Annotated in this window: 16 protein-coding genes and 1 riboswitch; of the genes, 9 read left to right on the top strand and 7 right to left on the bottom strand. The window is 70.1% G+C overall.

Annotated elements, in window-relative coordinates; translation table 11 throughout:
* Nucleotides 1–59: 59 nt before the first annotated feature.
* Nucleotides 60–3,509 carry a chromosome segregation SMC family protein gene (locus tag ILP92_RS15905; protein ID WP_198917404.1) on the bottom strand — a complete coding sequence of 1,150 codons (3,450 nt, stop codon included), beginning with the start codon at nucleotides 3,507–3,509 and terminating at the stop codon, nucleotides 60–62.
* 249 nt (nucleotides 3,510–3,758) lie between these two features.
* Nucleotides 3,759–3,988, top strand: a riboswitch (cobalamin riboswitch).
* Nucleotides 3,989–4,108: 120 nt separating this feature from the next.
* Here ILP92_RS15905 and ILP92_RS15900 point away from each other — a divergent pair.
* Nucleotides 4,109–4,750 (top strand): HupE/UreJ family protein, encoded by a 642-nt coding sequence (locus tag ILP92_RS15900; protein ID WP_198917403.1) that lies wholly within the window; start codon nucleotides 4,109–4,111, stop codon nucleotides 4,748–4,750.
* Nucleotides 4,751–4,821: 71 nt separating this feature from the next.
* A complete protein-coding gene (cobW, locus tag ILP92_RS15895) occupies nucleotides 4,822–5,883 on the top strand; it encodes a cobalamin biosynthesis protein CobW (protein WP_198917402.1) in 1,062 nt (353 codons plus the stop codon).
* A 2-nt stretch (nucleotides 5,884–5,885) separates the two neighbouring features.
* Here cobW and ILP92_RS15890 read toward each other — a convergent pair whose 3' ends face one another.
* On the bottom strand, nucleotides 5,886–6,056 hold the full coding sequence (locus tag ILP92_RS15890) for a hypothetical protein (RefSeq protein WP_198917401.1): 171 nt from the start codon (nucleotides 6,054–6,056) through the stop codon (nucleotides 5,886–5,888).
* A 40-nt stretch (nucleotides 6,057–6,096) separates the two neighbouring features.
* On the opposite strand from ILP92_RS15890, the gene ILP92_RS15885 reads away from it, so the two are divergent.
* From ILP92_RS15885 to ILP92_RS15870, 4 genes are read left to right on the top strand one after another with little or no spacing between them, the layout of a single operon-like run.
* Nucleotides 6,097–6,564 carry a GNAT family N-acetyltransferase gene (locus tag ILP92_RS15885; RefSeq protein ID WP_198917400.1) on the top strand — a complete coding sequence of 156 codons (468 nt, stop codon included), beginning with the start codon at nucleotides 6,097–6,099 and terminating at the stop codon, nucleotides 6,562–6,564.
* Between the two features lie 6 nt (nucleotides 6,565–6,570).
* Nucleotides 6,571–10,266, top strand: coding sequence for a cobaltochelatase subunit CobN (gene cobN, locus ILP92_RS15880; protein WP_198917399.1), 3,696 nt, complete (start codon nucleotides 6,571–6,573; stop codon nucleotides 10,264–10,266).
* The gene (locus ILP92_RS15875; RefSeq protein ID WP_198917398.1) at nucleotides 10,263–10,619 is read left to right on the top strand and encodes a CidA/LrgA family protein; all 357 of its coding nucleotides are present in this window, start codon (nucleotides 10,263–10,265) and stop codon (nucleotides 10,617–10,619) included. Before cobN ends, ILP92_RS15875 begins: the two co-directional genes overlap by 4 nt.
* Entirely contained in the window at nucleotides 10,616–11,323 is a 708-nt protein-coding gene (locus tag ILP92_RS15870) for an LrgB family protein (protein WP_198917397.1), read from the top strand. Before ILP92_RS15875 ends, ILP92_RS15870 begins: the two co-directional genes overlap by 4 nt.
* Nucleotides 11,324–11,325: 2 nt before the next feature.
* On the opposite strand, the gene ILP92_RS15865 is transcribed toward ILP92_RS15870, so the two are convergent.
* The gene (locus tag ILP92_RS15865; protein WP_198917396.1) at nucleotides 11,326–11,664 is read right to left on the bottom strand and encodes a hypothetical protein; all 339 of its coding nucleotides are present in this window, start codon (nucleotides 11,662–11,664) and stop codon (nucleotides 11,326–11,328) included.
* Between the two features lie 100 nt (nucleotides 11,665–11,764).
* Here ILP92_RS15865 and cobO point away from each other — a divergent pair, with 100 nt between their 5' ends.
* Nucleotides 11,765–12,373, top strand: coding sequence for a cob(I)yrinic acid a,c-diamide adenosyltransferase (gene cobO / locus ILP92_RS15860; RefSeq protein ID WP_198917395.1), 609 nt, complete (start codon nucleotides 11,765–11,767; stop codon nucleotides 12,371–12,373).
* On the opposite strand, the gene trhA is transcribed toward cobO, so the two are convergent.
* Nucleotides 12,370–13,065: a PAQR family membrane homeostasis protein TrhA gene (gene trhA, locus ILP92_RS15855; RefSeq protein ID WP_198917394.1), complete on the bottom strand. Its 696-nt coding sequence runs from the start codon at nucleotides 13,063–13,065 to the stop codon at nucleotides 12,370–12,372. The two genes, cobO and trhA, sit on opposite strands and share 4 nt — an antisense overlap.
* 150 nt (nucleotides 13,066–13,215) lie before the next feature.
* Here trhA and ILP92_RS15850 point away from each other — a divergent pair, with 150 nt between their 5' ends.
* Nucleotides 13,216–13,746 carry an NADPH-dependent FMN reductase gene (locus ILP92_RS15850; RefSeq protein WP_198917393.1) on the top strand — a complete coding sequence of 177 codons (531 nt, stop codon included), beginning with the start codon at nucleotides 13,216–13,218 and terminating at the stop codon, nucleotides 13,744–13,746.
* 7 nt (nucleotides 13,747–13,753) lie between these two features.
* Here ILP92_RS15850 and mscL read toward each other — a convergent pair whose 3' ends face one another.
* A complete protein-coding gene (gene mscL / locus ILP92_RS15845) occupies nucleotides 13,754–14,182 on the bottom strand; it encodes a large conductance mechanosensitive channel protein MscL (RefSeq protein WP_198917392.1) in 429 nt (142 codons plus the stop codon).
* Between the two features lie 220 nt (nucleotides 14,183–14,402).
* Here mscL and ILP92_RS15840 point away from each other — a divergent pair, with 220 nt between their 5' ends.
* Entirely contained in the window at nucleotides 14,403–15,098 is a 696-nt protein-coding gene (locus ILP92_RS15840; RefSeq protein WP_198917391.1) for a glutathione S-transferase family protein, read from the top strand.
* On the opposite strand, the gene ILP92_RS18745 is transcribed toward ILP92_RS15840, so the two are convergent.
* Together ILP92_RS18745 and ILP92_RS15835 are read right to left on the bottom strand one after the other, a co-directional pair.
* Nucleotides 15,095–15,229, bottom strand: a complete 135-nt coding sequence (locus ILP92_RS18745; protein WP_268968556.1) for a hypothetical protein — start codon at nucleotides 15,227–15,229, stop codon at nucleotides 15,095–15,097. The two genes, ILP92_RS15840 and ILP92_RS18745, sit on opposite strands and share 4 nt — an antisense overlap.
* A complete protein-coding gene (locus ILP92_RS15835) occupies nucleotides 15,226–16,500 on the bottom strand; it encodes a c-type cytochrome (protein ID WP_198917390.1) in 1,275 nt (424 codons plus the stop codon). The genes ILP92_RS18745 and ILP92_RS15835 overlap by 4 nt, the downstream gene beginning before the upstream one ends.
* Between the last annotated feature and the right edge of the window lie 3 nt (nucleotides 16,501–16,503).

The following is a 16,503-nucleotide window of genomic DNA, read 5'->3' as shown; positions in this document are numbered from 1 at the left end:
GCATCCGAAATTCACGACAGGAATACCAGCGATCTTCTTGGCACGCCGCCCCGTCGGAGTCAGGCCACCATCGCTTCCGCCTTCTTCAGATCGACCGACACCAGCTGCGACACGCCCTGCTCGCCCATGGTCACGCCGAACAACCGGTCCATCCGCGCCATGGTCACCGCGTGGTGGGTGATGATCAGGAACCGCGTGTCGGTCTGGCGGGTCATCTCGTCCAGCATGTCGCAGAACCGCGTCACGTTGGCGTCGTCCAGCGGCGCGTCGACCTCGTCCAGCACGCAAATCGGCGCCGGGTTGGCCAGGAACACCGCGAAGATCAGCGCCATGGCGGTCAGCGTCTGCTCGCCGCCCGACAGCAGGCTCAGCGTGCTCAGCCGCTTGCCCGGCGGGCAGCACAGGATTTCCAGCCCGGCATCCAGCGGGTCGTCCGATTCGACCAGTTCCAGCCGCGCCTCGCCGCCGCCGAAAAGATGGGTGAAGAGCATCGAGAAATTGGCGTTCACCTGCTCGAACGCGGTCAGCAGCCGCTCGCGCCCCTCGCGGTTCAACCCGGCGATGCCGCGGCGCAGCTCGGCGATGGCGGATTCCAGGTCGGCCTTCTCGGCCACCAGCTGCTCGTGCTCGTCCGCGATTTCCCGCGCATCCTCTTCGGCGCGCAGGTTCACCGCGCCCAGACCGTCGCGCTGGCGCTTCAGCTTCGCCACCTCGGTCTCGATCTCTTCGGCGGGCGGCATCCTGTCGGGATCGGCACCCAGCGTGTCGAGCAGCTGGTCCGGCGTCACCTCCAACGCCTCGCCGATCCGCTCGGCCGCCGCCGTCACCGCCTCGCGGGCCGCATCCGCCCGCGCGCCCGCCCGCGCCCGCGCCTCGCGCGCCTCGCCCGCCGCGCGCTCGGCGTCGCGCTCGGACTGGGCCGCGTCGCGCAGCGCCGTCTCGCCCAACGCCAGCGCATCGGCCGCCGCGCGCCTGCGCGTCTCGGCATCCTCCAGCCCCCGGTCCAGCGCGTCGCGCTTGACCCGAATGTCGTCCGGCACCGCGCGCGCGGCCTGCAACTCCACCTCGGTCTCGTCGCGCCTGCGCGCCAGTTCCGCGAGCCGCGCATCGGCGTTTTCCAGCCGCGACCGCCAGCTGGCCAGCTCGCGCGCGACCGCCGCCTGCCGCTTGGCGCGCGCCTCGCCCTCGCGCTTCAGCTCGTCATGGGCCGAGCGCCGCGCCATCATCGTCATCCGCGCCGCTTCCACCGTCAGCTTCACGTCCTCGACCCGCGCGCGCAGCTGGCCCAGATCCGCCAGCCCGCCCAGCGCCGCCTCGGCGTCCTTCACCGACGCGCGCGCCGCCATCGCCTCTTCCTCGTGGCGGGTCACGGCCAGGCGCGCCGACTCGAGCTTGCCCTCGGCGATGTTGCGGTCCGCCTCGGCCCGGCTGAGCGTCCGGCTGACCTCGGCCACCCGCGCGTCGGCCTCGCGCCGCGCGTCGCGCGCGCCCCGGTCGGCGGCGGCCAGCTCGGCCAGCCGCGCCTGCAATGCCTCGTGTGCCGCGCGGGTCTTGGCGGCGCGCGCGTCCAGCGTCGCCAACTCGGCCCGCAGGCCCGCAAGCCGGTTGATCTGCTGCAGCCGCAACGCGGCCGCCGACGGCGCATCCTCGGCGCTGGCGGCAAAGCCGTCCCAGCGCCACAGGTCGCCCTCGCGGCTGACCAGCCGCTGGCCGGGCAACAGGCGGGCCTGCAACGCCGCCCCCTCGTCCCGTGCGACAAGGCCCACCTGCGCCACCCGCCGCGCCAGCACGCCCGGCACGCGCACGTGACCTGCCAGCGACGCCACGCCGTCCGGCAGGGGCTGCACCGCGTCATAGCCCGGCAGCGCCCGCCAGCCCGAGCCGCTGTCGACCACCGGCGCGCGCAGATCGTCCGCCAAGGCCGCGCCCAAAGCCGCTTCGAAGCCCGGATCGACCGACAGCGCGTCCATGACCGCGCCCGCATCGCTGGCCTCGCGCGCCACCAGCTTTTCCAGCGCCCCCACCTCGGCGCGGATCGCGCCCAGCTCGCCCTCGGCCTCGGAGCGCGCCGCCCGCGTCTCGGCCTCTTGCGTCTGCACCGCGGCGCGCGCCTCTTCGGCGGCCACCAACGCGGCCTCGGCGCGGGCCGCAAGATCGCGCGCCGCGCCCTGCGCGTCCTCGGCGCCCCGGTACACGTCGCGCGACCGGGTCAGCGCCGCCTCGGCCTCGGCCACCGCGGCGCGCGCGCGCTCCGCCGCCTGCTCCGATCGGTCGCGGGTCTTGCGCCCGTCCTCGACCAGCCGCTCGGCGGATTGGTGGCGGGCCGCCAGCCGCGCCACGTCCTCGGTCATCTGGCCCAGGTCGCCCTCGCGCTCGGACAGCACCGCCGCCGCCGCGCGCGCCGCCTCGGCCGCCCCCGCCAGGTCGTCGTCGAAGCCCTCGGCCTGCGCCACCAGCTCGCCCGCCTCGGCGTCGAGCCGCGCGATCGTCTCGCCCGCATCCACGTTCAACGCGCTTTCCCGGTCGGCATCGCGCGACAACTGGTCCAGCCGCGCGGCCAGCGCCTCGATGGTCTTCGCCGCCCGCGCCGCCTGCTCGTCCAGCGACCCGCGCTCGACCTGCAGACGCTGCACCAGGGCGGCGGCGATCGCGTCCTCTTCGCGCAACGGCGGCAACGCGCCCTCTGCCGCCTCGCGCGCGCGGGCCGCCTGCACCGCCGCGCGCTCGGCCCCGGCGGCGGCGGTCACGCGCGCCGCCTCGTCCTGCACCGCCGCCGCCCGCGCGTCATCCGCCTCGCGCCAGCGACGATAGAGCAGCAAGCCCTCGGCCTGCCGCAGCCGTGATCCGATCTCGCGGTAGCGCGCCGCCTGCTTTGCCTGCCGCGCCAGCTGCGCCAGCTGCGCGGCCAGCGCCTCGATCACGTCGTCGACGCGCAGCAGGTTCGCCTCGGCGCCCTTCAGCTTCAGCTCGGCCTCGTGGCGCCGTTGGTAAAGCCCGGAAATCCCGGCCGCCTCTTCCAGGATCCGCCGCCGCGACTTGGGCTTGGCGTTGATCAGCTCGGCGATCTGGCCCTGCCGGACCAGCGCGGGTGAATGCGCGCCGGTGGACGCGTCGGCGAACAGCATCTGCACGTCGCGCGCCCGCACGTCCTTGCCCGCCGCCTTGTAGGCCGAGCCCGCATCGCGGGTGATCCGGCGCACGATCTCGATCTGGTCGGCATCGTTGAACCCCGACGGCGCCAGCCGTTCCGCGTTGTCGATATGCAGCGACACTTCCGCGAAGTTGCGGGCCGGCCGGGTCGACGCACCGGCGAAGATCACGTCCTCCATGCCGCCGCCGCGCATGGCGGTGGGCCGGTTCTCGCCCATCACCCAGCGCAGGGCTTCCAGCAGGTTCGACTTGCCGCAGCCATTGGGCCCCACGACCCCGGTCAGCCCGTCATGGATCACCAGGTCGGTGGGGTCCACGAAGGACTTGAAGCCGTTCAGTCTGAGTCGCGTGAATCGCATGGGAACACCCTCGCAAGATGGCCCCCACTTTCCGATCCCCCCGCGCGCCGAGTCAACAGCGCACATCTAGATACGGCATCGTTTTTCCGCTTATCCACAAGATATCGCGGCCATCCCAAGATATGAAGCGCCCCTGCCTCTTTGTTCTCGCAAATATCCCGGGGAGCGCGAGGGGCCGGCCCCTCGCTTGCCCCCCCTCACCAGGCGCACCCCGCGCAATGGCGCTTGACGCCCGCCCCCCGCCCTGCGCAAGACTGATCCTTGCATGGTGTCCTTCAGCCCCGCGGCCAAGCCGCGGCAGGGACCTAAAATGGGAATGCGGGCGTGGGGGATCCAATCAGGACCCCGCCAGACCGCAGCCGCCCCCGCGACTGTATGCGGTGAGTGGGCATCGACGACGCCACTGGGACCCATCCCGGGAAGGCCGATGACCGCCGCGACCCGCAAGCCAGGAGACCTGCCATGCGACCGGGCGTTGATCCGCCCGGACCAAGACGACGGACGGGGTGTTCCGGGGATTGGGTCATGCGGCTGCGAAGCGGTGATCCGTATCGACCAGGCCCCCCTTTCATGAATGACGATCCGAAAGGGGACACAAGATGAAGAAACTGCTGATCGCCACCGGCCTCGCCGGACTTGCCACGCCCGCGCTGGCCCACCACCCGCTGGGCGGGATGGAAATGACCACCTTCGCCCACGGCCTTCTGTCGGGCGTCGGCCACCCCGTCCTGGGCTTCGACCACCTGTTCTTCGTGGTCGCCATGGGCATCGCCGCCGCCTTCACCGGCCGCGCGCTGACCGCGCCGCTGGCCTACCTTGCCGCCATGGTCGCGGGCGTCCTGCTGACCACCACCGGGCTGACCCTGCCGCTGGCCGAAGCGGTCATCGCCGTGTCGCTGCTGGCGCTGGGTGGTCTGGTCCTGTCGGGCCGCGCCGTCAGCGCGCCGGTGGCCATGACGCTCTTCGCGGGCTTCGGCCTTTTCCACGGGTCGGCCTTCGGCGCGGCCATGGCTTCGGCCGAAGCCTCCGCCGCCGCAATCGTGCTGCCCGGCTACCTGCTGGGTCTCGCCGCCGTGCAATACGTCATCGCCGTCGCAGCCGGTCTGCTGGCCCGCCGCGCGGGCGACAGCGCCGCCGCGATCCAACCCCGGCTGGCGGGCGCGGTCGTGGCCGGTGTCGGCCTGTTCCTGACGCTCGAGACGCTGGAAGGCGCCGCCTTCGCCGCCCTCGGCTGGGGCTGACGACCCGCTCCGGAACCCACCTCCCATGCGCGCCGCCCAAGGCGCGCATGACACGTAACAAAGGTCTCCCCATGCCCGCCAAGATCCCCGCCACCATCGTCACCGGCTTCCTTGGTGCCGGCAAGACGACCCTGATCCGGCACCTGCTGCAAAACGCCGATGGCCGCCGCATCGCGCTGATCATCAACGAGTTCGGCGACCTGGGCGTCGATGGCGACATCCTGAAGGGCTGCGGGATCGAGACCTGCACCGACGACGACGTGATGGAGCTGAGCAACGGCTGCATCTGCTGCACCGTGGCCGAGGATTTCGTGCCGACGCTGGAAAAGCTGCTGGCCCGCGACACGCCCCCCGATCACATCGTGATCGAAACCTCCGGCCTCGCCCTGCCGCAACCGCTGGTCCAGGCCTTCAACTGGCCCGAGATCTCGACCCGCGTGACCGTCGACGGCGTCGTGACGCTGGTCGACGGCAAGGCGGTGGCCGAAGGCCGCTTCGCCCATGACGTCGCCGCCGTGGACGCCCAGCGCGCCGCCGACGACAATCTCGACCACGAAACGCCGCTGTCCGAGCTTTTCGAGGACCAGATCGCCTGCGCGGACATGATCGTGGTCAACAAGACCGACCTGCTCGCCCCGATCGAGGTGCAGGGCCTGTCCGACCGCCTGCGCCACGACGCCCGGCCCGGTGTCCAGGTGATCGCCACATCCATGGGCGTCCTGCCCGCCGCCGTGCTGCTGGGCCAGAACGCCGCGGCCGAGACGTCGCTCGACGCGCGCGAGGCGCATCACCACCACCATCACGACGACGAGGACCACGACCACGCGGACGATCACCCTCACCACCACGACCACGACGATTTCGAAAGCTTCACCGTCACCCGCGGCGAAATCTCCGACCCGGCCGATTTTTCGCGAAAAATCGCGGCCACGATCGAAGCCCACGACATCCTGCGCCTGAAGGGCTTCGCCACCGTCACCGGCAAACCCATGCGCCTGACGATCCAGGCTGTCGGCCCGCGGGTGGACAGCTACTACGACCAGCGCGCCAGCACCCGCGAAACCCGGCTCGTCGTCATCGGCCAGGCCGGGCTCGACCGCGCCGCGATCACCGCGGCGCTGCAGGCGGCGTGAGCCTAGTCGTCGGACTTCTTCGCGTGGCCCTCGGGCCCGCGGATATTCTTCGGCCCCCGCTCGTCGATCGCGATGGCCTCGTCGCCCGCGGGCGGCTTGTCGAGCTCGGTCTTTCCCTCAGCCGTGTCGTCATGGGCGGGACGGTCGGTGCGCTTGTCTGTTTCGTCGGTCATGTCGGTCGCTCCTTTGAACGTGAAAGTGGACCGCCGATCCATGTTGACGATTGAAAAGACGGACCCGCGGCAACCCGACGCAGCCCGGCTTCTCGACGCGAGCCAGGCGATGATGCGGGCGCTCTACGATCCCGAGCAGACCCATTTCCTGAGCCACGACGCCCTGGCTGCGCCCCATGTGACCCTTTGGCAGGCGCGCGACGGGTCGGACCCGCTCGGCGTCGTGGCGCTGGCCGACATGGACGACTACGCCGAGATCAAATCGCTCTTCGTCGCCGAAGCGGGTCGGCGCCGTGGCGTTGCCCGGGCGCTCATGCGCGCCGCCGAGGATCACGCGCGCGCCGCGGGCTACCGTCACCTGAAGCTCGAGACCGGCATCGGCCTCGACGCCGCGCACGCGCTCTACCGGTCGCTCGGGTTCCGGACCTGCGGCGTCTTCGGCGAATACGGGCAGCACGGCATGGACATCTCGGCCAGCGTCTTCATGGAAAAGAAGCTGGAGACCTGAGCCGCCATGCACCTTCTCGCCGCCACGCCGGGCACCATCGACGACGGGACCGAGCCGGTCGATCCCGGCCAGACCCCCGCCGATCTGCTGATCCTGTCGGCCGCCGACACGGACCTGGCCGCGCTCAGCATGGCGCGGGCCGACATGGACGCGCCCCCGTCGCTGCGCCTGACCAACCTGACTTACCTGCGCCACCCCATGTCGGTGGATCTGCACCTGGCCAATTGCGCGTCGAGATGCCGGATGGTGATCGTGCGGCTGCTGGGCGGCGTGGGCTACTGGAAATACGGCGTGGCGCAATTCTCGGACGCGCTGCACCGGGCGGGCGTGCCGCTGGTGCTGCTGCCCGGCGACGACAAGCCCGATGCCGAGCTGCGCGCCCTGTCCACGGTCGGCGCCGCCGATTACGACGCGCTCTGGTCCTGTTTCGTCGAGGGCGGCGTCGACAACGCCAAGATCCTGCTGACCCACGCCCGCGCCATGCTGGACGACACCGACCGCCCGCCCGCCGCCAAGCCCCTGCTGCGCGCGGGGCTCTACTGGCCCGGCACATCCGCGCTCACGCTCGACACCCTGCGCGCGCAATGGACCGACGGCGCGCCCATTGTCCCGCTGGTCTTCTACCGCGCGATGGTGCAGGGCGCGGGGCTGCAACCCATCAACCGGCTTGTGAAAGCGCTGCTGCGCGCCGGCCTGAACCCGCTGCCGGTCTTCGTGGCGTCGCTGAAGGACCCGGTCTCGGTGGCCACGCTCGAGCATCTCTTCCGCGCCGCACCTCCGTCAGTCATCCTCAACACCACCAGCTTTGCCGTGGGCTCGCCCCACGCAGGCGAAGGGGCCGACAACCCGCTGGCCGCCCCCTGGGCCAACGACGCGCCCGTGTTCCAATGCGTTCTGGCCTCCACGACCGAGGAACAATGGGCCGACGGTCTGGCGGGCCTCAGCGCCCGCGACATCGCCATGAACGTGGCCCTGCCCGAGGTCGACGGCCGCATCCTGTCCCGCGCCATCAGCTTCAAGGACACCGCCTTCTTCGACGAAGCCACCCAGTGCAACATCGTGACCTACCGCCCCCAGGGCGACCGGATCGGCTTCGTGGCGCAACTCGCCGCCAACTGGGCCCGGCTGCGCGCCACCCCGGTGGCGGACCGCAAGGTGGCGCTGGTGCTGGCGAACTATCCCAACAAGGACGGGCGGCTGGCCAATGGCGTGGGCCTCGACACCCCCGCCGCCACCGTCGGCACGCTGCGCGCGCTGGCGGGCGCGGGCTACGGCGTGACCGACATTCCCGCCGACAGCGACGCGCTGATGGCGCAGATCCTGGCGGGGCCCACCAACTGGCTGACCGACCGGGCCGGCCGCGCGGACGGCGAGGTGCTGCCGCTCGACACCTACCGCCGCCACTACGACGCCCTGCCCCTTGCCGTGCGGCAGGCCATCGAGGACCGCTGGGGCGCGCCCGAGGATGATCCCTTCTGCACGCCGCAGGGCCTCCGCCTGTCGATCTTGCGCTTCGGCCACGCCGTCGTCGGCATCCAGCCCGCCCGCGGCTACAACATCGACCCGACCGACACCTACCACGCGCCCGACCTCGTCCCGCCGCACAATTACCTCGCCTTCTACATCTGGCTGGCCCACATCCACGGCGCCCAGGCCATCGTCCACATGGGCAAGCACGGCAACCTGGAATGGCTGCCCGGCAAGGCGCTGGCCCTGTCGGCCGACTGCTTCCCCGAGGCGGTGCTGGGTCCCATGCCGCATCTCTATCCGTTCATCGTCAACGACCCCGGCGAGGGCACGCAAGCCAAGCGCCGGGCGCAGGCGGTGATCGTCGACCACCTGACCCCGCCGCTGACGCGCGCCGAGAGCTACGGCCCCCTGCGCGACCTGGAAGCCCTGGTGGACGAGTATTACGAGGCCGCGGGCGTCGATCCGCGCCGCATCAAGCACTTACGGGCCGAGATCCTGTCGCTGGCCCAAGCCACCGGCCTCGACCGCGACGTGGGTTTCGCGGGCGAGGCCGACGGCGATCTCGCCAAGCTCGACGCCTATCTCTGCGAGCTGAAAGAGGCGCAGATCCGCGACGGGCTGCACGTCTTCGGCCAATCCCCGACGCACGACCTGGAACGCGATCTCGCCATCGCTCTGGTCCGCGTCCCGCGCGGCGACGGCAAAGGCGCGGACGCGTCGCTGATCCGGGCGCTGGCGGGCGACCTGGACCTCGGCTTCGACCCGCTCGATTGCGACATGGCCGCGCCATGGACCGGCCCCCGTCCCGAGGCCCTGCAAGGCGACGGCGCCTGGCGCAGCCACGGCGACACGGTCGAGCGGCTGGAACTGCTGGCGCAGCGCCTGTGGGACGGGGGGCGGGGCGATGCGGCGCAGCCGCGAGCGACGGCCCCCGGACCGGCCAGCCAAGCCGTGCTGGACAGCCTCCGCGACCACGTCCTGCCCGCCATCCGCGCCTGCGGACCTTCGGAAATGGCGGCCCTGCTGCGCGGTCTCGACGGGCGCGCCATCGCCCCCGGCCCGTCGGGCGCGCCCACCCGCGGGCGGCTCGACACCCTGCCCACCGGGCGCAACTTCTTTTCCGTGGACAGCCGCGCGGTGCCGACCCCCACCGCCTGGGCGCTGGGCTGGAAATCCGCGAACCTGCTCATCGACAAGCACCTGCAGGACCAGGGCGATTGGCCGCGCGCCCTGCTCATCACCGCCTGGGGCACCGCAAACATGCGCACCGGCGGCGACGACATCGCGCAGGCGCTGGCGCTGATGGGCGTGAAGCCGAAATGGGACAGCGCCAACCGCCGCGTCACCGGCTTCGACATCCTGCCGCTCGACACGCTCGACCGCCCCCGCGTGGACGTGACGCTGCGGATCTCGGGCTTCTTCCGCGACGCCTTCCCCCAGCTCATCGCGCTGGTGGACAGCGCCGCGCGCGCCATCCAGGCGCTGGACGAGCCCGCCGACATGAACCCCGCCGCCGCGCGCGCCCGCGCGGGCGAAGACCAGGCCCGGGTCTTCGGCTCCAAGCCCGGTGCCTACGGCGCGGGCCTGCAGGCGATGATCGACGAGCGGCTGTGGAACGACAAAGCCGACCTGGCCGAGGCCTACCTGACCTGGGGCAGCTACGCCTACGGCGCGGGCACCGAAGGCCAGCCCGCCCGCCCCGCCTTCACGGCGCGGCTGACCCAGGCCGACGCCATCGTGCAGAACCAGGACAACCGCGAACACGATCTGCTGGACAGCGACGATTACTACCAGTTCGAAGGCGGCGCGGCGGCGGCGGTGGAAACGCTGCAGGGGACCGCGCGGCCCATCTATCACAACGACCATTCCCGCCCCGAACGCCCCGTGATCCGCACGCTGGAAGACGAGATCGGCCGCGTCGTCCGCTCCCGCGTCGTGAACCCCAAGTGGATCGACGGGGTGAAACGCCACGGCTACAAGGGCGCGTTCGAAATCGCGGCGACGGTAGATTACATGTTCGCCTTCGCCGCCACCACGGGTGCCGTGAAATCGCATCATTTCGACCTGGTCCACGCGGCCTTCATCGAAGACGACGCCACCCGCGACTTCATCGCCGACCACAACGCCCCGGCCTTGCGCGAAATCGCCGCGCGCCTCTCCGAGGCGATGGATCGCGGCCTGTGGCAGCCGAAGTCGAACTCGGCCCGCGCCACGCTAGATGAGCTGGCATGATCGGGCCCATCGTCATCCTTCTGCTGTTCCAGCTCACGGGCGAGGTGATCGCGCGCGGCCTGGGCCTGCCGGTCCCCGGCCCGGTGATCGGGCTGGTGCTGCTGGTCTGCGCGCTGTGGCTCCGGCCCCAGCTCGAGGACACGATGCGGCCGCTGACCTCCACCCTGCTGGGCCATCTTTCGCTTCTGTTCGTGCCCGCAGGCACCGGCATCGTCGGCAATCTCGACACGGTGCGCGACAGCGGTCTGGCGCTGCTGGCCGTGCTGGTGATCTCGACCGCGCTGGCCATCGTGACGGGGGCCTGGGTCTTCGCCCTGCTCGCCCGCCGCTTCGCCCCCGAGACCGAGCCATGACCGACATCTGGTCCTATCTCAGCCGGGGCGAGCTGGTCTGGCTGACCGCGACGCTGGTGGCGTATCTCTGCGGCGACGCTTTGTTCCGCGCCTCCAAGCGCAACCCGCTGGTCAACCCGGTGCTCATCGCGGTGCTGATCCTGTCGGCGGTCCTGACGCTCACCGGCACCACCTACCGCACCTATTTCGAGGGCGCGCAATTCGTCCATTTCATGCTGGGCCCCGCGACCGTGGCGCTGGGCCTGCCGCTTTGGGCCAACCGCGCGAAGGTCGTGCGCGTTCTGGTGCCGATGAGCGTGGCGCTGCTGGCCGGATCGCTGGTCGCGATGCTGTCGGCGCTGGCGCTGGGCTGGGCGCTGGGACTGCCGCAGGACGTGCTGGTGTCGCTGGCGCCGAAATCGGCCACCGCGCCGGTGGCGATCGGCATCACCGAGCAGCTTGGCGGCCTGCCCAACCTGACGGCGGTGCTGGTGATCCTGACCGGGATCATCGGCGCCATCATCGTCACCCCGATGCTGGACGCGCTGGGCTTCACCGACTTCCGCGCCCGCGGCTTCGCAGTGGGGGTGGCGGCGCACGGGATCGGCACCGCGCGCGCCTTCCAGGTCAACGAGACGGCGGGCACGTTCTCGGGCATCGGCATGGGCCTGAACGCGGTGCTGACGGCGGTGCTGGCCCCCGTCGTCGTGCGGCTGTTCCTGTAACCCTAGCGCTCGACCGCGATCACCACGATATCGGCCAGCGGCGGCGGCTCGCCCGGCTGGCCCGCGCAATCCAGCGTCGCGCGCTGGATCGCCTGGTCGCCGTCGATGCGCTTGACCTGGCAGCCCGAGGCCTGGCCGATCGCCGCCTCGGCCCGCGCCAGCGTGGCGCCCACGCGCGGGCGCCGCTCGCGGCTCAGGCGGAGGGATTCCGCCCGCTCGCCCTTCACCCGGACCGAAAAGACCGACCCGTCCACCGACACCCGCGTCGCGGGCGCGTCCCGGAACCGCAGGCTGGGGCTGTCGCAGGCCGCGAGCAGCGCAAGAAGGATGATCCACCGCATGGCCCGCACCCTGCCCGTCGATTGGTTAACGAAGGATGAACGGCTTGCACCCCGCCGCCCGGCGCGACACTCTGACCGCCAACCCGGCAAGGAGCGCCCGATGACCAACGACCCCGACCGCCACGCCCAGAAGATGGCCAAGAAGAAGGCCGCGCGCGACAAGATCATGGCCACCAAGACCGACCAGAAGGGGCTGATCATCGTCCATACCGGCAAGGGCAAGGGCAAGAGCTCGGCCGCGTTCGGGATGATCTTCCGCTGCATCGCCCACGACATAAAATGCGCCGTGGTGCAGTTCATCAAGGGCGGCATGTCCACGGGCGAGCGCGACCTGATCCTGGCGAAGTTCTCCGACACCTGCGCCTTTCACACCATGGGCGAGGGCTTCACCTGGGAAACCCAGGACAAGTCCCGCGACACCGAAATGGCCCAGGCCGCCTGGGCCAAGGCCAAGGAGCTGATCGCGGACGAGAGCAACAAGATGGTGCTGCTGGACGAGATCAACATCGCCCTGCGCTACGATTATGTGGACGTGGCCGAGGTGATCGCCTTCCTGCGCGACCACAAGCCGCCCATGACCCACGTGGTGCTGACCGGGCGCAACGCGCATCCCGACCTGATCGAGACGGCGGATCTCGTGACCGAGATGGAGCTGGTGAAGCACCCGTTCCGGTCCGGCATCAAGGCGCAGATCGGCGTGGAGTTCTAGAACAGCTGCGGCGCGACGGTCGCGGCGATCACGGCCGGTTCGATCTCGCGCAGCACTTCCACCAGGATCGCCGCGTAGATCAGGCCGCTCGCGACCAGCACGAAGCCGTGCCAGATGGTGGTATGATAGGGCAACGCTTCCCACAGGAAGAAGATGACGCCTATGGTGTAAAGCGACCCGCCGACGGCGATCAGCGCCATGGCGCTGGGGCTGAGCTGGCTGAACACGCCGGCTCCGGCCCAGACGCCGATCCACCCCATTCCCAGATACAGCGACAGGCCCAGCCAGCGCAGCCTGTCGGGGGCCAGCATCTTCAGGGACGTGCCGCCCAGCGCGGCCCCCCACAACCCGGCAAGGAACGGCAGGCCCGCGCCGCCCGTCAGCGCCACCAGCGGCGTGAAGCTGCCCGCGATCTTCAGGTAGATCGCCGAGTGATCCAGCCGTTTCAGCACCTTGGTCCAGCGATGCTGGCCGGTGATGTTGTAGATGGCCGACGCGCTGAGCATCGCGACCAGGGTCGCGCCATAGACCGCGACCGCGCTCACCTCGACCCAGTGGTCGTGGCGCAGGACGGCCAGAACGATCAGCGTGGGAACGGCCATCGCCGCCATCGACAGGCCCACGTAATGCACGATCGCATCGGTGTGGGCCTCGGGCAGATAGGTCTCTTTGTGGATGCGCGGGGCGGTCATACGTCCAAGATAAGTCCGCGAGGATTAAAATTAAGCGACTTTATTGTGAAGAAAAGATGACCAAGCGTTAACCGCCGCTTCTGCCCCCCTGTGGAACCCGGGCGTCCGCGCCTTATCTGACCGGTCACATCACCGAATTGGGGACCGATCATGCTGCTCACGATCTCAGGCGCCTTGCGCGAGGCCTCGACCAACCGCAAGTTGCTGGCCGAGGCCGCGCGGCTTTACGGCGGTCCCGTCACCGAAGCCGACCTGCGCTTCCCGCTCTACGACGGCGACCTGGAAACGAACGACGGCATCCCCGACGCGGTCCACACGCTGGCGCAGCAGATCGACGACGCCGAGGCGGTTGTGATCTCGGGGCCCGAATACAACGGCTCGATCTCGGGCATCCTGAAGAACGCGCTGGACTGGATCAGCCGGGTCGACGGCAACCCCTGGGCCGACAAGCCCGTGGCGCTGATGGCGGCGGCGGCCGGGCGCTCGGGCGGCGCGCGCGGCGCCTACGCGACGCGGCTGGCGATGGTGCCCTTCCGGCCGCGCATCTCGGGCGGACCCGAGGTGCTTCTGGCCGCGTCCCGCCAAGCCTTCGACGATCACGGCACCCTGAAGGACGACGCCACCCGCGCGCTTCTGGGCAAGGCGATGGACGCCCTGCGCCGCGAAGCCCACGCGGGCTGACCGCGCCCTAGCCCTGCTTGGCCAGCGCGTCGCGGATCTCGAGCAGCACGTCCAGCTCCGAAGGCCCGGTTTCGACCTCGGGCGCGACCTCGTCGGGGGCGGTCGCCGCCGACTTGATGCGGTTGACCATCTTGACCAGCATGAACACCACGAAGGCCACGATCAGGAAATTGATCACCGCGTTGATGAAGCTGCCATAGGCGAAGACCGCCGCCCCGGCTTCTTGCGCGGCGGTCAGCGACGCGTAATCGCCCTCGCCCAGCACGACGAACATATTGGAAAAGTCGATGCCGCCGGTGAAAAGCCCGATGAACGGGTTGATCAGATCGGCCACCAGGCTGCTGACGATGGCCGTGAAGGCGGCGCCGATGATGATGCCCACGGCCATGTCCATGACATTTCCCTTGGCGATGAAATCCTTAAATTCGCTAATCACGTGTCTGTCCCCTCTCGATAAAAGATCGGCGTTCGCGCCGATGCGGACCCACAATTGGTCAACGCCGCAATATGGCAAGTCTTTTCACACGCCCGCCGCGGGTTTTCGCCAGCACCCGCGCCCGATTGTTCATCTGCCCACACCGGCCCTGCACCGGCGTGGCCTTTCGGGCATCGCCGCGCGTCCTAGGTAGCTGCGTGAACACGGAAAAGGACACCCCATGAGCACCCTGCACGACTTCAAGATCACCGAGAAATGGCCGCCGCAGCATCCCGAAAGGCTGCAGCTCTATTCCTACCCCACGCCGAACGGCAAGAAGATCGCCATCATGCTCGAAGAGATCGGCCTGCCCTACGAGCCGCACCTGGTCACGCTGGACGACGCGGACGTGAAATCGCCCGAATTCCTGTCGCTGAACCCCAACAACAAGATCCCCGCGATCATCGATCCCGATGGACCCAACGGCCAGCCGCTGGGCTTGTGGGAATCGGGCGCGATCCTGATGTACCTGGCCGAAAAGTCCGGCCAGCTGGGCGGATCGGACACCAAGCGGTGGGAGATCATCACCTGGCTGCAATGGCAGATGGCGGGGCTGGGGCCGATGCTGGGACAACTGGGCTTCTTCGTGAAGCTGGGCGGCAAGGACATCGAAGATCCCCGCCCCCGCCAGCGCTATATCGACGAAGCGCGCCGCCTGCTGTCGGTGCTGGAAGGCAAGCTCGACGGCTACGAATGGGCGGCCGACCAGTATTCCATCGCCGATATCGCCATAGCCCCCTGGCTCGACGCGCTGAACTTCTACGAGGCGAAGGACCTCGTCGGCTGGTCGGACTTCCCGCGCGTGAACGACTACCTCGAGCGGTTCAAGGCCCGCCCCGCGGTGCAGCGCGGCTGGAACGTGCCCGACCCGGGCTAGTCCTGGGGCAGGCGGACGCTGTCGCTGGCCGTCCTTTGGGCGCTCGAGAAGCCGATGACGTCCGTCAGCACGAAATTCGCCCCGAACGACACCACGGCGATGGCGACAAGGGCTAGAAGAAAGGCTTTCATTCGGTGTCTCCTGTCGTGGTCGCCGTCTTGAGGAACGCGATCAGATCGGCGCGGTCCTGCGGGGCGGCGATCACCTGCATGGGCATTTTCGATCCCGGAATATAGTGATCCGGACCCTGGTCGAACAGGGCGTCGATGGTGGTCTCATTCCACACGATGTCCGAGCCGTCCAGCCGGTCGGAATAGCCGTAGCCGTCGACCGTGCCCGCGCGCCGCCCGAACACCCCGTGCAGCGTGGGGCCCGCGCGGCGCGCGGTGTCGGGGGTCAGCGTGTGGCAGATCGAGCATTTGCGCATGAACTGCCGCTCGCCGTTGTCCATCAGCGCCGGATCGGTCAGGTAGCTGGCCTCGGTCGCCTGCGGGGTGGTGGCCGTCGCCAGCTGGTCCAGCGTCCAGCCATGCAGATCGGGGTCGAGCCCGCCCGCGTAGATCGTCTGCCCGTCCGGCGAAAAGGCCAGCGCCCAGATCGGCCCGCGGCCCGCGGCCTGGAAGTCGTGCGGCACGGACCGGGTGGCGGTGTCGATCACCATGACGAACCCCTCGCCGTCGCCCACCGCCAGAAGCCCGGTGGCGGGCGCGTAGTCCAGCGCCAGGATCGGGCGGCGGTCGGCGGTGAAATCGGCCAGCCCCTCGCCCGTCAGCGGCGAGATCAGGCGCGTGCCGCCATCCACCGCGCCGTAAGCCAGCCAGCCCGGCCCCTGCGCCAGCCGGTTGACGCCGAAGCCGTGGTTGGCGACCTGGCGCAATTCCTCCCCGTTGGCGATGTCCCAGGCGCGGATCGTGCCGTCGGCGCTGGCGGAATAGAGCGCGCCGTCCGCTCCGAACAGCACGTCGTTCACGCCCGCCCGGTGGCCTTTCAGGAAACGCGGCGCACCGCCCGCCAGCGGCCACAGCCCGATGGTCCCGTCCCAAGACGCCGAGGCCAAAGTCGCGCCATCGGGCGACAGGGCCAGCGCCGTGACCTTGCCACCGTGGCCTTCCAGCCGGGTGGGCGCACCGTCGCGCCACAGGATCACGTCGAAATCGTCGCCCGCCGACGCGACCAGGTCGCCCTCGACCAGCACCGCGTTCACCGCCGCCTCGTGCCCGTCCAGCCAGGTGGGCGTGGTGCCGTCCCACAGCCCCACCGCGTTGTCGAAGCTGGCGGTCGCCACCTGCCCGTCCGGCGCGACGCTCACGTCCATGATCGGGCCGCCATGGCCCGACAGCACCAGCGGATCGGCGTCGGCCGAACCCGCCAGCAAGGCTGCAGCGATCAGGCCGCGCCACATGCC

It is taken from the genome of Palleronia pontilimi (assembly GCF_016412875.1).
GTDB lineage: Bacteria > Pseudomonadota > Alphaproteobacteria > Rhodobacterales > Rhodobacteraceae > Palleronia > Palleronia pontilimi.
Note: the sequence above shows the minus strand (reverse complement) of the source record. Positions and strands in the feature narration are given on the sequence as shown.

Excerpts from the sequence above, each read along its gene's own strand:
- ILP92_RS15900 (WP_198917403.1), top strand. The coding sequence starts at position 4,109 with ATGAAGAAACTGCTGATCGCCACCGGCCTCGCCGGACTTGCCACGCCC.
- ILP92_RS15890 (WP_198917401.1), bottom strand. The coding sequence starts at position 6,056 with ATGACCGACGAAACAGACAAGCGCACCGACCGTCCCGCCCATGACGAC.
- ILP92_RS15905 (WP_198917404.1), bottom strand. The coding sequence starts at position 3,509 with ATGCGATTCACGCGACTCAGACTGAACGGCTTCAAGTCCTTCGTGGAC.
- ILP92_RS15850 (WP_198917393.1), top strand. The coding sequence starts at position 13,216 with ATGCTGCTCACGATCTCAGGCGCCTTGCGCGAGGCCTCGACCAACCGC.
- ILP92_RS15840 (WP_198917391.1), top strand. The coding sequence starts at position 14,403 with ATGAGCACCCTGCACGACTTCAAGATCACCGAGAAATGGCCGCCGCAG.
- cobO (WP_198917395.1), top strand. The coding sequence starts at position 11,765 with ATGACCAACGACCCCGACCGCCACGCCCAGAAGATGGCCAAGAAGAAG.
- trhA (WP_198917394.1), bottom strand. The coding sequence starts at position 13,065 with ATGACCGCCCCGCGCATCCACAAAGAGACCTATCTGCCCGAGGCCCAC.
- cobW (WP_198917402.1), top strand. The coding sequence starts at position 4,822 with ATGCCCGCCAAGATCCCCGCCACCATCGTCACCGGCTTCCTTGGTGCC.
- cobN (WP_198917399.1), top strand. The coding sequence starts at position 6,571 with ATGCACCTTCTCGCCGCCACGCCGGGCACCATCGACGACGGGACCGAG.
- ILP92_RS15865 (WP_198917396.1), bottom strand. The coding sequence starts at position 11,664 with ATGCGGTGGATCATCCTTCTTGCGCTGCTCGCGGCCTGCGACAGCCCC.
- ILP92_RS15885 (WP_198917400.1), top strand. The coding sequence starts at position 6,097 with ATGTTGACGATTGAAAAGACGGACCCGCGGCAACCCGACGCAGCCCGG.
- ILP92_RS18745 (WP_268968556.1), bottom strand. The coding sequence starts at position 15,229 with ATGAAAGCCTTTCTTCTAGCCCTTGTCGCCATCGCCGTGGTGTCGTTC.
- ILP92_RS15870 (WP_198917397.1), top strand. The coding sequence starts at position 10,616 with ATGACCGACATCTGGTCCTATCTCAGCCGGGGCGAGCTGGTCTGGCTG.
- ILP92_RS15835 (WP_198917390.1), bottom strand. The coding sequence starts at position 16,500 with ATGTGGCGCGGCCTGATCGCTGCAGCCTTGCTGGCGGGTTCGGCCGAC.
- ILP92_RS15875 (WP_198917398.1), top strand. The coding sequence starts at position 10,263 with ATGATCGGGCCCATCGTCATCCTTCTGCTGTTCCAGCTCACGGGCGAG.